Origin of the sequence: Amycolatopsis sp. NPDC051128, from assembly GCF_040682715.1 — a bacterium.
Taxonomy (GTDB): Bacteria; Actinomycetota; Actinomycetes; order Mycobacteriales; family Pseudonocardiaceae; genus Amycolatopsis.
Genome location: NZ_JBFBBN010000039.1, coordinates 22,231 through 35,770 on the forward strand (window position 1 = coordinate 22,231; position 13,540 = coordinate 35,770).

Here is a 13,540-nt window from a genome sequence, read left to right on the forward strand (position 1 = left end):
CTCAGACCTCCAGACGGGCGGCGTCGAGGACGGCGCCGGAGCGGACGAGTTCTTCGGCGGCCGCGATCTCGGGCGCCAGGTGCCGGTCGGGGCCGGGGCCCGCGACCTTCGTGCGGAGCAGGTCGCGGACCGCGCCCGTGACCGGCGACGGCGTCAGCGGCGCCCGGAAGTCCAGCGCACGGGCCGCCGTCAGCAGTTCGATGGCCAGCACGGTGGTCAGGCCGTCGACGGCCTTGCGCAGCTTCCGCGCGGCCGACCACCCCATGGAGACGTGGTCCTCCTGCATCGCGCTGCTCGGGATCGAGTCGACCGACGCGGGCACGGCGAGCCGCTTGAGCTCGCTGACGATGGCGGCCTGCGTGTACTGGGCGATCATGTGCCCGGAGTCGACGCCGGGGTCGTCGGCGAGGAACGGCGGCAGACCGTGCGAGCGCGCCTTGTCGAGCATGCGGTCGGTGCGGCGCTCGGCGATGCTGGCGACGTCGGCGACCGGGATGGCCAGGAAGTCGAGCACGTAGGCGACGGGCGCGCCGTGGAAGTTGCCGTTGGACTCGACGCGGCCGTCGGCGAGGACGACCGGATTGTCCACAGAGGACGCGAGTTCGCGGCCGGCGACGAGTTCGGCGTGAGCGAGGCTGTCCCGGGCGGCGCCGTGGACCTGCGGGGCGCACCGCAGCGAATAGGCGTCCTGGACGCGGTTGCAGTCGGGGCCGCGGTGACTCTCGACGATCTTCGAGCCCTGAAGCGCCTTGAACATCCGGGCCGCGGATTCGGCCTGCCCGGGGTGCGGCCGGAGGGCCTGGAGGTCGGCGGCGAACGCGCGGTCGGTGCCGAGCAGGGCTTCGACGCTCATCGCGGCCGTGAGGTCGGCGATGTCGAAGAGCCGGTGCAGGTCGGCGGCGGCGAGCAGGAGCATGCCGAGCATGCCGTCGGTGCCGTTGGTGAGGGCCAGGCCCTCCTTCTCGGCGAGGACGATCGGCTCGATCCCGGCCTGCTTCAGCGCTTCGGCCGCCGGTTTGGTCACGCCGTTGTGGACGACTTCGCCTTCGCCCATGAGTGCGAGCGCGACGGCCGCGAGCGGAGCGAGGTCGCCGGAGCAGCCGAGCGAGCCGTACTCGTGGACGATCGGCGTGATGTCGGCGTTGAGCAGGGCCGCAAGCGTTTGCGCCGTGCCCGGCCGGACGCCGGTGTAGCCGCTGGCGAGCGTCCGCAGCCGCAGCAGCATCAGGGCGCGGACGACCTCGGCCTCCACGGCGGGCCCGGCGCCGGCGGCGTGCGAACGGATCAGGCCGCGCTGCAGCGCGGTCCGGCTCTCCACCGGAATGTGCCGGGTGGCGAGCGCGCCGAAGCCGGTCGAGACGCCGTAGGTGGGCGTGGCGGCGTGGGCGAGGTCCTCGATGTGCAGGCGGGTCGCGGCGAGGTTCTTCTCGGCCGCGTCGGTGAGCCCGACCGGCGCGTGGCCGCGGACGACGTCGACGACCTGGGCGGCGGTCAGGGGCTCCGGGCCCAGGAGCACTTTTTCCGGCATGAGCCCATTGGACTCCCTCCTTCCCACTGGTGGGATGCCTCAACGAGTGGTTGTGTCTGGGATCCCAGACAAGCGGGTTAGCCTGGTCCCAACCGCCCCAATGTGGCATTGGGTGCGCTGGACGCACCGAACGCCACATTGGGTGCATTGGACGCACCGAACGCCACATTGGGGCGCATGAGGAGGTAGGCCGGGCATGGGCGAGAGCAGCGAGGTCCCGGCGCTGCGCCGCGGGCTCGCGGTGCTGCGGCTGCTGGCGACGCGCCCGGGTCCGGTGACCGCGGCGGCGATCGCGCGGGAAGCCGGGCTCCCCCGGTCGACGACGTACCACCTGCTCAACGAGCTGGAGGCGGCCGGCTTCGTCGTGCACCTGCCCGCGGAACGCCGTTACGGCCTGGGCATCGCGGCCTTCGAGCTGGGCTCGGCCTACCTGCGGCACGATCCGCTGGAGCGGCTGGCCGGGCCGCTGCTGCGCAAGCTCGTCGACCGGGCCGGGCACACCGCGCACCTGGGCGTCCTGCACGGCAACGAGTCGCTGTACCTGATCAAGGAGCGCCCGGCCCGTCCGGAAACACTCGTGACGGAGGTGGGCGTCCGGCTGCCGGCCCAGCTGACCGCGTCCGGCCGCGCGATCCTGCGCCACCTGCCACCGGCGCATGTCCGGGCGTTGTTCCCGTCGGCGTCGGCGTTCGTGCTCCGCACCGGCCGCGGCCCGCGCACCCTCGCCGAGCTGCGCCGCACGCTCACCGCCGAGCGCCGCCTCGGCTGGTCGGTCGAGGACGGCCACGTCACCGACGGCTTCGCCTCGGTGGCCTGCCCGGTCTTCGACCACGGGGCCCGCCCGATGGCGGCGATCAGCGTGACCCTGCGCCACCACTGCGCGGCGGAGCCGTGCGCGGAGACGTGGCCGGAGCTGGCGGCGGAAGTCGCGGCGACGGCGGCCGAGCTGACCGCGCGCATCGGCGGCCACCCCGGCTGACCCCGTCGAGGTCCGTCCGGGCGCATCGGCTGGCGCGATCGGGGCAACTGTCACCGAACGGCTCGATTCCACTCCGCTGGGTGACTACCGTGACTGAACAGCGGTTCGAGGGGCACCGGCGATGTGGGGCGCGAGGGGAAGGCGCCGGCTGATGGATGACGCACGGGCGACGAAGGCAGGCTTCGGCGCGGTGCTCGCCGTCGCCGAATTCCGGGCGATGTGGGCCGCCGAGCTGCTGTCCGTCTGCGGTGACCAGCTCGCCAGGGTCGCGCTCGCGGTCCTCGTCTTCCAGCGGACGTCCTCGGCCGCGCTGACCGGCCTCACCTACGCCCTGACGTATGTGCCTTCGCTGCTCGGCGGCGTGCTGCTGGCCGGCGCGGGTGACCGCTGGCCGCGGCGGGACGTGATGATCGCGGCTGACCTGGTCCGGGCCGCGCTGGTCGCGGTCATCGCGATCCCCGGCGTCCCGCTGTGGGTGTTGTGCGTGCTGGTCGCGGCGATGACGGCGCTGAGCGGGCCGTTCAAGGCAGCGCAGCAGGCGCTGCTGCCGACGGTCCTCGAAGGCGAGCGGTACCTGGTCGGGATGGCTCTGCGGAACGTGACGATCCAGGGCGCGCAGCTGGCCGGGTTCGCCGGCGGCGGCCTGCTGATCGCCGCGCTCGCGCCGTCCGCGGCGCTGGCGCTGGACGCGGCGACGTTCCTGCTCTCGGCGTTGCTCCTGGTCATGGGGGTCCGACGGCGGGCGGCGGTCGCGCAGGCGGTCCGCGCCGCGTGGCTCTCGTCGACCACTGCGGGGCTCCGGCTGATCTGCCGTGATCCGGCACTGCGGACGCTGGTGGCGCTCAACTGGCTGGCCGGGTTCTACGTCGTGCCGGAGGCCTTGGCCGCACCGTACGCGGCCGGGATCGGCGCCGGCGCGACGCTGGTGGGGCTGCTCATGGCGGCGGATCCGGCGGGCAGTGTGCTCGGCGGGGTCGTGTTCGGCAAGTGGATCCCGGAACGCCTGCAGATCCGCGTGCTGGGGTGGCTGGGGATCGCGGCGGGGCTGCCGCTGGTGGTGTTCGTCTTCCGGCCGGGGCTGGTGCCGTCGGTGGTGCTGCTGGCGGCGTCCGGGCTGCTGGCCACCGGCTACAACATCCAGGGCACGGTGTCGTTCATGCGGCGGGTGCCGGACGAGCACCGCGCGCAGTGCGCCGGGGTGAACTCCGCGGGCCTGATCACCGTGCAGGGGGTCGGCGCGGCCGCGGCGGGCGCGCTGGCCGAAGTGTTGAGCCCGGCCCGCACCATCGCCGTGGCCGGCACGGCGGGTGCCGCGGTGGCGGTGCCGATCGCATTGGCGTGGGGCCGGGCCAGGCAGGAGGAACGATGACCTCAGTTGTCGCGTCCGCACATGGGGCGCCTCCCTTCAGGATCTCGGGCCGGACCGGCTCCGTCACCGGCTGGATACTATGAGTATGCGGACCGGGGGTGGGGGTTCGCGCCCTGGATCGAGCTTTCGTGACGTCCTCGTGGCACCGCGGCGGTGGGCGCTGTGGCGCCAGGGTCCGCGGGTGATCGTCTACTGCCTGCTCAGCGAGGTCGTGGCGGTGGCGCTGACGCTGCGCCCGTCCCCGGTGGCGGTGGACCGCCGGACCCTGTTGATCCTCGGCTCCCTGCTGGTTCTCGGGGTGGTCCAGTCGGAGACGGGCCGGCGGTTGGAGCGGATCCGCCGCCGGGTGTCGGAGACTCCGCACATCAACATGACGTCGGTCTGGACGTTCGCCGGCGTGCTGCTGCTCCCGCCGTTGCTCCTGGCGGTGCTGGTCGGCGGCCTGTACGGGCACCTGGCCGTCCGCAGCTGGTACCGCCTGCAGCGGGTCCCGGCCTCGCGGACGGTCAGCAACGCGGCGATCATCGTGCTCTCGTGTTACGCGGCCCAGGCCGTCCTGCGCCTGACCTGCGACGGCGACATCCGCTCGGCCATGACCCACGGCTGGACGGGAACGTTCGCGGTGGCGGCGGCGGGGGTGACGTTCTTCGTGGTCAACGCGCTGCTGGTGCTCCCGGCTCGCCGCGAAGTCGGCCACACAGCGGAAGCGCTGTTCGGCACGTGGTCGGACAACGGCCTGGAAGTGGCCACGCTCTGTCTGGGCGCGCTGAACGCCGTGACGCTGGCGACGTTGCCAGGCCTGGTGGTGCTGGTTCTTCCACCGTTGCTGCTGTTGCACCGGACGGTGCTGGTGAAGCAGCTGGAGGTGGCGGCCCACCGTGACGGGAAGACGGGTCTCTACAACCCGAGCGGCTGGCACGTGCTGGCGGAGCGAACGCTGTCGACGGCGTCCCGCCAGCACACGACGTTCGGCCTCCTGATGCTGGACCTGGACCATTTCAAGCAGGTCAACGACACCTACGGCCACCTGGCGGGCGACGCGGTGCTGCGAGCGGTCGCCCAGACGATCATCTCGGCGGTCCGCGGCCGAGGCGACGCGGTGGGCCGTTTCGGCGGCGAGGAGTTCGTCGTGCTCCTGCCCGGCGTCGGCCACCCGGACATCGGCCAGGTGGCCGAGCGAATCCGCAGGGCGATAAGCACCTTGAAGGTCCCAGCGGGCCAGCTGACGATCACCGGTCTGTCGACCTCGATCGGCATAGCCGTCTACCCCACCGCGGGAACTTCGATCCAGCGCCTGCTGGACGCGGCAGACACGGCGCTCTACCACGCGAAGGCCACGGGCCGGAACAAGGTGGTCCACGTAGCGGACCTGGCATGAAGCCTCAGGCGGTCTTCTGCCGCCGCCCGACATCAAGCCCGAGCATGGCCAGCAACTCGGCACACTCCCGCGAATCGGCGGAGTGTCCCGCTACGGTGATCAGCGCCCGATCGTTCTGCTCACCGAGCCGCACCGCCTCTTCAGCCCGTATGACGCCCATACGGCTGTCTTCATCATTGGCAAGAGAGCTGCCGCTGTGCCGGGCCCAAGTCATGTGGCCACCTACTTCCAGCCCCAGCCGGTGCCAGGACCATCGAAGACCCCAAGCATGACACCCCTACCCCCCTAACCCACAAGTGGCCCCCACCACCCCCAAAAAACCACCCAAAAGCAACCCCCAACCCCACCCCCAAAGCCAGAGCAAAACCCCCCAAACGAGCCCCAGAGCGACGCCCCGAGAAAGACGGGCCCCAGTGGCACAGCCCAGGAGAGAACCGGGGTCCAGGGGCGAAGCCAGCGCCCAACGGCCCCCGGGGCGAAGCCCCCGATTGAGGGGTCCAGGGGCGCAGCCCCGGAGAGAACCGGGGTCCAGGGGCGGAGCCCCGGAGAGAACGGGGGCTAGGGGCGGAGCCCCAAGGAGGGGTCCGGGGCGAAGCCCCCGGGCGGGGGTCCAGGGGGCGAAGCCCGCCTGGCGGGGGTCTGGGGGTTCGACCCCCAGAAAAACACCCGAGAACGAAGAGAGGGCCCAGCCCCGAAGGGGCGTGGGCCTTCTCGTAGTGGAGGTGCCGGGAATTGAACCCGGGTCCTCTGGCGTATCAACAGGACTTCTCCGTGCGCAGTCCGCTACGTCTCTGCTTGGCTCCCTCAGTCACGCGAACAAGCTGAGGTGACGAGCCCAGCCACTGTTTGCTTCACGACTGTTCCCCGTGGCCGGGACAGTCGCTGAGCCTCCTAGCTGATGCCGGTACCCGGGCCGGAGGCGAACCCGGGCCGACAGAGACGCACTCGCTCAGGCGGCGAGGGCGTACTCGCGCTGACTGGAGTCGGCGCTTATTTGGTTGCGATGACGCTTACGGTGGTCTCTCGCCTGCACCGGCACGCTTCTCCTGAATCAACGTCCAAAGTCGAAACCGTTCACCCCCTTGGCGGGACAACTACCCGTACATCATAACGCGGGGTGCCAGGGCTTTAGTCCGTGACCTGGGGTAGGGCCAGCCCTACTGCGGGAATGCCCGCGCGCACCATGTCGGCGACCCTGCCGGACGGCGATCCTTGGACCATCGTTGGGATGAAGGGAGCCTCGCCATGGTGGGCGAAAGGCGGGATCCGCCGTTCGGTGGATCGCTGGTGTTCTTGCTGATGAACCTGCCGTTGGGGGTGCTGGCGTTCGGGTTGCTGACGGCGTTCACGGCGGCGGGTCTGGGGACCGCGGTGGTGTGGGTGGGGGTGGGCCTGCTCGCCCTCGTGGTGCTGGCGGTGCGGGGTGGCGCGCGCCTGGAGCGCGCGAGGGTCTACGCGCTGCTGGACCGGTACATCGACCTGCCGTACCTGCCGTTGCCCGCCGGCAAGCAGGCGCTCAGGTGGAAGGGGCGGCTGAAGGATCCGTCGACGTGGCGGGACCTGGCGTACTTCTTCGTCCTCTTCCCGCTCGGGCTGGTCGAGTTCGTGCTGGTGACGGCGTTCTGGGCGACGAGTTTGGCGCTGGCGGGGCTGCCGGTCTACTTCCGGTGGCTGCCGGACGGCGCGTACTACTTCCCGTCGGCGGACGTGCGGTGGCTGACCGTGGATTCGACGGTGGGGGCGCTACCGTGGGCGGCGTTGGGGGTGTTGTTCGTCGCGTTGTCGGTGGCGTTGACGAAGGCGCTGGCGGGGTTGCATGCCCGGCTGGCGAACGCGCTGCTGGCGCCGACTGTGGCGCAGCGCCGTCGGATGGAGCGCTGGTGGGAAGTCGCGGAAGAGAAGAATCTGGTGGCGGGATGAGCGGGAAGCTGGCGCCGGTGGAGCATCCGCGGCCGCACTCGGGTCGCACGATCGTGTACATGATCGTGAGCTTCGTCTTCCGGATCCTGCAGTTCGTGCTGATCGTCACGGGGATCGCGGTGGGGGTGAGCACGGCGGTGGTGTGGGTCGGGTTCCCGATCCTGCTGGCGACGACGAGTTTCATCCGCTGGTCGGGTGACCGGGAGCGGGCGTGGCTGGGGACGATGCTGCGGGTGCCGTTGCCGCCGGCGGAGCGGCGCCCGTACGGCGGGTTGCCGCTGCTGCGGCGGTGGGTGGTGCGGCTGAGCGACCCGACGACGTGGCGGGATCTGGCGTACCTGATGGTGGCGTTCCCGCTGGCGTGCGCGGAGCTGGCGATCGCGCTGGCGTCGATCGTGCTGCTGCCGATGGCGATCTGGGTGACGCCGTGGCTGGGCTGGCTGCACGGTGAGCTGGGCATCGCGTTGCTGGGCCCGGACCGCACGAAGCGGCTCGAGCAGAAGGCCGAGCGGCTGCAGGCTTCGCGGGCCCGGGGTGTCGACGCGGCGGAGGCCGAGCGGCGGCGCATCGAGCGTGACCTGCACGACGGCGCGCAGCAGCGGCTGGTGGCGGTCGCGATGAGCCTGGGCCGGGCGAAGTCGAAGTTCGGCCACGACCCGGAGGCGGTGCGGGAGCTGATCGACGAAGCGCACTCGGACGCGAAGCTCGCCGTGTCGGAGCTGCGGGATCTGGCGCGGGGGATCTATCCGGCGGTGCTCGGGGACCGGGGGCTGGACGCGGCGCTGTCGGCGCAGGCGGCGAAGTCGCCGATCCCGGTGGACGTGCGGGTCGACGTCGAGCCGCGGCCGCCGGCGGCCGTGGAGACCACCGCGTACTTCATCGTCGGCGAGACGCTGACGAACATCGCGAAGCACTCCGGAGCGACCGAAGCGGGCGTGAAGGTGTGGCGGACCGACGACCACGTCGTCGTCGAGATCACCGACAACGGTCACGGCGGCGCCGAGGTGCGCCCCGGCGGCGGGCTGGCCGGCCTGGCCGACCGCGCCGCGACGATCGACGGCGTCATCACGGTGGTCAGCCCGGTGGGCGGGCCGACCGTAATCCGGGCAGACCTCCCCTGTCAGTGGTGAATAGGCTGGAGCCCGTTCATCCACGAACCTGGGGGTCGGATGCGGGTAGTCATCGCCGAGGATGCTGTGCTGCTGCGGGCGGGGGTGACCCGCTTGCTGGCCGATGAGGGCATCGAGACGGTCGCGGCCGTCGACAACGGGGACGATCTGCTCGGCGCCATCACCGAACACCGTCCCGACCTGGCGATCGTCGACGTCCGGATGCCTCCGACGTTCACCGACGAGGGGCTGCGGGCGGCGTTGGCGGCGCGCAAGGAGGTGCCGGGGCTGCCGGTGCTGGTGCTCTCGCAGTACGTCGAGGAGTCGTACGCGGTGGAGCTGCTCTCGGGCGGCGCCGGCGGGGTCGGCTACCTGCTGAAGGAGCGCGTGGCGGACGTCGCGGACTTCCTGGACGCGGTCCGCCGGGTGGCGGGCGGCGGCACGGCGATCGACCCGGACGTCATCGCCCAGCTGATGGCCCGAGGCCGCCGCAACCCGCTCGACGCGCTGACCGCCCGCGAGTCGGAGGTCCTCGGCCTGATGGCGCAGGGCCTGTCGAACACCGCGATCGCGAACTCACTGGTGGTCTCGCACGGCGCGGTGGAGAAGCACATCGGCAACATCTTCTCGAAGCTCGGGCTGGAAGCGAGCGCGGAGGAGCACCGCCGCGTCCGGGCGGTCCTCACCTATCTCGGTCGCTGAGCCACCGCTCCTCCGCGACCCGCACCGCCTGCTCGTCTTCGAGCGCGTGCGCGCCCGAAGCGCCGGCGGCGCCGAGGATCACGTCCCCGTCCGTGACGAGGACGCCTCCGGCGAAGGGGACGAAGTCGCCGCCGAAGAGGTGCTGGATGCTGTCGACGATCGCGCCCGGCAGCTCGATCTGCCCCGACGGTTTCAGCGCGGTCAGCGCAGTGCGCGCTTTGGCCACGGCGATCCGGCTGGTCATGGGCATCCCGCCGTCGGCGCGGCGCAGCGCGATCACTTCGCCGGCGACGTCGAGCACAGCCACGGCCAGCGGCGGGAACCCGCGTTCGGCTCCGACGGACAACGCGGCGTCCACCAGCCGGTCGGCATCGGCCAGTGTGAGACCCGGAAGGCGGGGCGATTCGATCATGAAGGCGATTTTAGCGCCGCGGGAAAGACGGACAGTGACCAAAAGTTCCGTAAAGTGGACATAGGGTCACCCGTTCCGCGGGCGGCACCCCGGCGACCGCTCACTTACCATGAGCGGACCCGGCGGCGAGAGGAGTGCCCGGATGTCCGACGAGCCGTCCCGCTGCGTCCGCTTCTTCGGCGGACCGCTCGACGGCCGCGTCCAGGAAATCGGCGACGCCGAGCCGGTGCCCGGCACCGTCATCCGGCACATCCACCTGCACGGCGGCCCGAAGATCGAGACGCGCTACGAGCTCGGCCTCACCGAAAGCGGCTGGGAGTACCGCGTCGCCACGGCGCAGCACGAACCCGAGCCGGACGGCCTGAGGTAGGGAAAACCCCCGGTCGGGGCGGGGGCTGGCCGGAGGCCGAAGACGCGGGTCAGCACCGCTGTTCCCCCAGGTCGAAGCGGCCAAACTCACTGCATGGAGACAAGCCAGGGGACCGCGAGCGGCGGCCGGGACAGGTTTCTCGACGTCGTCCGGGCGGGAGCCATCCTCGCCGTCATCACCCAGCACTGGGTCATGCCGGTGCTGTCCTACTCCGACGGGCGCCTCGCCACCGGCAACGCGCTGGCGACGCCGGGCTGGTGGATCGTGACCTGGCTGTCGCAGGTGATGCCCCTGGTCTTCTTCGCCGGGGGCGCGGCCAACCTGATCTCGTTCCGCCGGGCCGGGTCGCCCCGGGAGTGGCTCGCCGGGCGCATCAGGCGCCTCATGGTGCCCGTGCTGCCCCTGATGGCCGTGTGGCTGGTCATGCCGGACTTCCTCCGCGGCCTCGGCGTGCCACCCCAGCCGCTCCAGGTCGCGAGCGCGATCGCCGCGCAGCTGCTGTGGTTCCTCGCGGTGTACGTGCTGGTCGTGCTGCTCACGCCGCTGATGGTGGCCGCGCACCGGCGCTGGGGCCTGAAGGTGCCGCTGGTCATGGCGGTGGCGGGCGTGCTCGTCGACGTCGCGCGCTTCAACGACTTCGGTTACGTCGGGTACGCCAACGCCGTGTTCGTCTGGGTCGCGGTGCACCAGCTGGGCTTCCACTACGTCGAAGGCCGCCTCGGTTCGCTGACCCGCCGCGCCGCGCTGACGCTGTCGGCGGCCGGGTTCGGCACCACCGCGCTGATGGTCGCGTTCGGCCCGTACCCGGCGAGCATGATCGGCATGCCGGGGGCGCCGGTGTCGAACATGAGCCCGCCGACCGTGCTGCTGGCGTTCCTCGCCGTCGGCCAGATCGGCTTGCTGCTCGCCTTCCGCCCGCAGCTCAACGCGCTCGCGGAGCGGCCGGGAGTCGGCAACGCGCTGAGCTGGCTGGGCGCGCGGTTCATGAGCGTCTATCTCTGGCACATGCCGGCGCTGATCGTCGTGGCGGGGGTGACGGTGTACGGCCTCGGCTACGAGACGCCGGCGCCGGGCACGGTGTTCTGGCTGGTCATGGCGCCCGCGTGGGTCGCGTCGTGCGGGGCGGTGCTGCTGGGGCTGCTGCGGCTGTTCGCCCACTTCGAGACGCAGCGCGACGCCGTCGAGGCGACGGCGAAGGTGCCGCAGCTGGTCGTGGCCGGGCTCCTCGTCTCCGGTGGCCTGCTCGGCCTGGCGGCGCACGGGTTCGCCCCGCTGTCGGACGGCGTCGCGCACGGCCCGGTGCCGTGGGTGGTCCTGGCGACGGCCGGGTTCCTCCTGGCGGGCAAGCACATCCCGGTGGCGGCCCTCGGCACCCGGCTGCTGGGCCGCGCGGTGACGATCTCGGAACGAGCCCAAGGCGTCCGCTGACCCACGATCCCCAGTCCGTGAATGTCGCATTGAGGGACTTGAAGTCCCTCAATGCGACATTCACGGCTTTCGCCCGGTCAGCCGACGACGATCCGGTCGATGTCGGGCGCCCAGCCTGAGGGGTTGCCGAGGCGGATCGTGTTCGCGCCCGCGGCGAGGTTCAGCGTCACCTGCACCGACCCGACCGTGTCCCAGCCACCCGTGCCGGGCGTGGCGACCGAGACCGCGGCACCGCCGTTGACGCTCAAGGCCACCGACCGCGCCTCACCGGACGCGTAGAAGATCGTCACCGGATGCGCACCCGCCGTGGCGTTGACGCCGTTGAACTGCAGGTAGTTCGCCGAGCCCCCGCCGACATAGCCGACCAGGGCACCACCCGACGCACCGGAGGAACTCCGCACGGCCGCTTGCCCGGCCAGGGTGCCGGACTCCGCCTCGTACGACGTCCCGGCGGGCGGCGAATTCGTGAGCCGCCAGTACACCGTGTAGCGCTGGTGGTGCGTGGCGTAGAACGGCAGCAACGTGACCGCTCCCGTGCTCGCCGTCCCGGTGAAGCGCAACGGGTTCCCGGGATCCTGCTTCAGGGTTCCCGTCTGCAACGTCGGCAGCGCACTCAGATTGTTCGAGCCGTACTGACCCGCGAGCACGATCGCGCCGTACTTCGCCGCACCGACGCTCGCGTCGTCGTTGGCCCGCGGGAAGGTCAGCGACGCCGGCACCGACACGTCCACGACGTCGCCGGACGCCCAGGTCCGGTCGATCGTGAAGTAGGACCCCGGGGCGGTCGTGCCCTGCGCGACGCCGTTGACCTTGACCACCGCCCCGGACGTCCACTTCGGAATCCGGATCTTCAGCGCGATGTGCCCGGAACCGGTGATCGTGAGCTTCGTCCCGGAGGACGCCGGGAACGTCGTGTCCTGCCGGACCGTGATGCCCCGGCCCGGCCAGGTCAGCACCGACGCGAGGAACAGGTTCACGTACAGCGTCTCGCCACTGTAGAAGTAGACGCTGTCGGCGAACTTCGTCTGCGACTCCATGCCCGTGCCGTGGTCGCAGGTGAAGTCGTCGTAGTCGTTGGCGTAGGTCTTGATGCCACCGGCACGCATGGGCGTGTAGTACGTGACGAACCCGTGGCTCGAGTCCGGGTCCTGCTCGCCGAGGATCTGGTTGAACAGCGCCAGTTCGTAGTAGTCCATGTACTCGGATGCCGGGCTGGTGAAGAAGAGCTGCCGGGTCAGCTTGAGCATGTTGTAGGTGTTGCAGACTTCGCACGTGGTGTCCGAGAGCCGGCTCGCGATGGCGTCCGGGGTCTGGAAGTACTCGCCGTCGGAGTTGCCGCCGATCACGTACGTGTGGTGGTCCAGCACGATCCGCCAGAAGTTGACGGCGATGTCCCGGTAGCGGGTGGTCCCGGTGGCGTGGTACTCGCGGATGGCCCCGATGATCTTCGGGATCTGCGTGTTGGCGTGGAATCCCGAGAGCCGGTCCTGGTTCGCGGCCAGCGGGTCGAGGATCTGGGCGTGGTCGAACCGCTGGGCCGTGGCGAGGTGGTTCGCGTCGCCGGTGACCTGGTACAGGTTGGCCAGCACCTCCGGCATCCCGCCGAACTCCGTCCGCAGGGCCTGCTGCATCTGACTGTACGAAAGCGGATCGGTGCGGGTCTTCGTCCACGCCGCCTTGCGCAGCAGGACGTCCAGAGCCTGCTGGTTGCCGGCCAGCAGGTACTGGTCGAGCAGCCCGGCCATGATCTTGTGCAGCGTGTAGTACGGCGCCCACACCGACTGGCCGCTCTCCAGCCGGTCGAAGAAGTTCTCCGGGAACGCCGAGAGGTAACCCGCGTGGAAGCCACGCCCCGGCGAAGCCGCCTGGCAGGCGGCCAGCGCGTTGACCAGGTAGTCGCCCTTGGTCTTGTACGTCGTGTCGCCGGTGTTGGCGTACGCCTGGGCCAGCCCGGACAGCAGGTGGCCGGTCGAGTGGCCGCGCAGTTCCGTGCTGGGGCTTTCCCAGCCGCCACAGGGCTGCGCCGAGCTGGCCAGTCCGGCGTTGAGCCGGAAGGTGTGCAGCAGACGGTCGGCGTCGACGAACCGGAAGTACGCCAGCTGCCGGTTCATGTTGTCGAGGAACGGTCCGGCCTGCAGCCGGACCGCGCCCAGCGGGAACGGGAACACCGAGACGCCGATGTCGGGCCGCGTGGCCGCGGCGGCGGTCCCGGCGAACGCCGGGGCCAGTGCCGCGCTCGCGGAAAGGGCGCCCACGGCTTTGAGCAGCAGGCGGCGGTCGAAGGTTGGTTCACGCATCATCGAGCCCTTTCGGTGGGGCGAGGTGCGCCGTCGGCGCGGCGCACC

At 71.1% G+C, this 13,540-nt stretch carries 12 protein-coding genes and 1 other RNA gene; 8 read left to right on the top strand and 5 right to left on the bottom strand.

The annotated features are described in order from the left end of the window. Position 1: 1 nt before the first annotated feature. Positions 2 to 1,528, bottom strand: coding sequence for a histidine ammonia-lyase (gene hutH, locus AB0M82_RS31835; protein ID WP_364729809.1), 1,527 nt, complete (start codon positions 1,526 to 1,528; stop codon positions 2 to 4). Positions 1,529 to 1,724: 196 nt separating this feature from the next. Here hutH and AB0M82_RS31840 point away from each other — a divergent pair, with 196 nt between their 5' ends. The 3 genes from AB0M82_RS31840 to AB0M82_RS31850 all read left to right on the top strand — a co-directional run bounded on the left by AB0M82_RS31840 (position 1,725) and on the right by AB0M82_RS31850 (position 5,254). Further along, complete coding sequence (locus AB0M82_RS31840) at positions 1,725 to 2,507, top strand: IclR family transcriptional regulator (protein WP_364729811.1); 783 nt, start codon at positions 1,725 to 1,727, stop codon at positions 2,505 to 2,507. A 151-nt stretch (positions 2,508 to 2,658) separates the two neighbouring features. Next, positions 2,659 to 3,876: an MFS transporter gene (locus AB0M82_RS31845; protein WP_364729813.1), complete on the top strand. Its 1,218-nt coding sequence runs from the start codon at positions 2,659 to 2,661 to the stop codon at positions 3,874 to 3,876. Positions 3,877 to 4,015: 139 nt separating this feature from the next. After that, the gene (locus AB0M82_RS31850; protein ID WP_364729815.1) at positions 4,016 to 5,254 is read left to right on the top strand and encodes a GGDEF domain-containing protein; all 1,239 of its coding nucleotides are present in this window, start codon (positions 4,016 to 4,018) and stop codon (positions 5,252 to 5,254) included. 4 nt (positions 5,255 to 5,258) lie between these two features. On the opposite strand, the gene AB0M82_RS31855 is transcribed toward AB0M82_RS31850, so the two are convergent. Together AB0M82_RS31855 and ssrA are read right to left on the bottom strand one after the other, a co-directional pair. Continuing rightward, on the bottom strand, positions 5,259 to 5,468 hold the full coding sequence (locus AB0M82_RS31855) for a hypothetical protein (RefSeq protein WP_364729818.1): 210 nt from the start codon (positions 5,466 to 5,468) through the stop codon (positions 5,259 to 5,261). A gap of 500 nt (positions 5,469 to 5,968) precedes the next feature. After that, positions 5,969 to 6,336: a transfer-messenger RNA gene (ssrA, locus tag AB0M82_RS31860) on the bottom strand. A 163-nt stretch (positions 6,337 to 6,499) separates the two neighbouring features. Here ssrA and AB0M82_RS31865 point away from each other — a divergent pair. From AB0M82_RS31865 to AB0M82_RS31875, 3 genes are read left to right on the top strand one after another with little or no spacing between them, the layout of a single operon-like run. Then, a complete protein-coding gene (locus AB0M82_RS31865) occupies positions 6,500 to 7,174 on the top strand; it encodes a sensor domain-containing protein (protein ID WP_364729821.1) in 675 nt (224 codons plus the stop codon). Further along, complete coding sequence (locus tag AB0M82_RS31870; RefSeq protein ID WP_364729824.1) at positions 7,171 to 8,304, top strand: sensor histidine kinase; 1,134 nt, start codon at positions 7,171 to 7,173, stop codon at positions 8,302 to 8,304. Before AB0M82_RS31865 ends, AB0M82_RS31870 begins: the two co-directional genes overlap by 4 nt. A gap of 39 nt (positions 8,305 to 8,343) precedes the next feature. Then, positions 8,344 to 8,985, top strand: a complete 642-nt coding sequence (locus tag AB0M82_RS31875; protein WP_364729827.1) for a response regulator transcription factor — start codon at positions 8,344 to 8,346, stop codon at positions 8,983 to 8,985. On the opposite strand, the gene AB0M82_RS31880 is transcribed toward AB0M82_RS31875, so the two are convergent. Then, positions 8,966 to 9,397 carry a heme-binding protein gene (locus AB0M82_RS31880; protein WP_364729830.1) on the bottom strand — a complete coding sequence of 144 codons (432 nt, stop codon included), beginning with the start codon at positions 9,395 to 9,397 and terminating at the stop codon, positions 8,966 to 8,968. The genes AB0M82_RS31875 and AB0M82_RS31880 overlap by 20 nt on opposite strands. Before the next feature lie 142 nt (positions 9,398 to 9,539). Between AB0M82_RS31880 and AB0M82_RS31885 the strand changes: the two genes are divergently transcribed. After that, positions 9,540 to 9,767, top strand: coding sequence for a hypothetical protein (locus AB0M82_RS31885; RefSeq protein WP_364729833.1), 228 nt, complete (start codon positions 9,540 to 9,542; stop codon positions 9,765 to 9,767). Positions 9,768 to 9,860: 93 nt separating this feature from the next. Beyond that, complete coding sequence (locus AB0M82_RS31890; RefSeq protein WP_364729836.1) at positions 9,861 to 11,195, top strand: acyltransferase; 1,335 nt, start codon at positions 9,861 to 9,863, stop codon at positions 11,193 to 11,195. Positions 11,196 to 11,272: 77 nt separating this feature from the next. On the opposite strand, the gene AB0M82_RS31895 is transcribed toward AB0M82_RS31890, so the two are convergent. Further along, entirely contained in the window at positions 11,273 to 13,492 is a 2,220-nt protein-coding gene (locus AB0M82_RS31895; RefSeq protein WP_364729839.1) for a beta-L-arabinofuranosidase domain-containing protein, read from the bottom strand. Positions 13,493 to 13,540: the final 48 nt, after the last annotated feature.

Bases quoted from the DNA above. Each gene is read 5' to 3' on its own strand.
- AB0M82_RS31895 (WP_364729839.1), bottom strand. From the start codon at position 13,492: ATGCGTGAACCAACCTTCGACCGCCGCCTGCTGCTCAAAGCCGTGGGC.
- AB0M82_RS31885 (WP_364729833.1), top strand. From the start codon at position 9,540: ATGTCCGACGAGCCGTCCCGCTGCGTCCGCTTCTTCGGCGGACCGCTC.
- AB0M82_RS31845 (WP_364729813.1), top strand. From the start codon at position 2,659: ATGGATGACGCACGGGCGACGAAGGCAGGCTTCGGCGCGGTGCTCGCC.
- AB0M82_RS31855 (WP_364729818.1), bottom strand. From the start codon at position 5,468: ATGACTTGGGCCCGGCACAGCGGCAGCTCTCTTGCCAATGATGAAGAC.
- AB0M82_RS31840 (WP_364729811.1), top strand. From the start codon at position 1,725: ATGGGCGAGAGCAGCGAGGTCCCGGCGCTGCGCCGCGGGCTCGCGGTG.
- AB0M82_RS31890 (WP_364729836.1), top strand. From the start codon at position 9,861: ATGGAGACAAGCCAGGGGACCGCGAGCGGCGGCCGGGACAGGTTTCTC.
- AB0M82_RS31865 (WP_364729821.1), top strand. From the start codon at position 6,500: ATGGTGGGCGAAAGGCGGGATCCGCCGTTCGGTGGATCGCTGGTGTTC.
- AB0M82_RS31875 (WP_364729827.1), top strand. From the start codon at position 8,344: ATGCGGGTAGTCATCGCCGAGGATGCTGTGCTGCTGCGGGCGGGGGTG.
- AB0M82_RS31880 (WP_364729830.1), bottom strand. From the start codon at position 9,397: ATGATCGAATCGCCCCGCCTTCCGGGTCTCACACTGGCCGATGCCGAC.
- AB0M82_RS31870 (WP_364729824.1), top strand. From the start codon at position 7,171: ATGAGCGGGAAGCTGGCGCCGGTGGAGCATCCGCGGCCGCACTCGGGT.
- hutH (WP_364729809.1), bottom strand. From the start codon at position 1,528: ATGCCGGAAAAAGTGCTCCTGGGCCCGGAGCCCCTGACCGCCGCCCAG.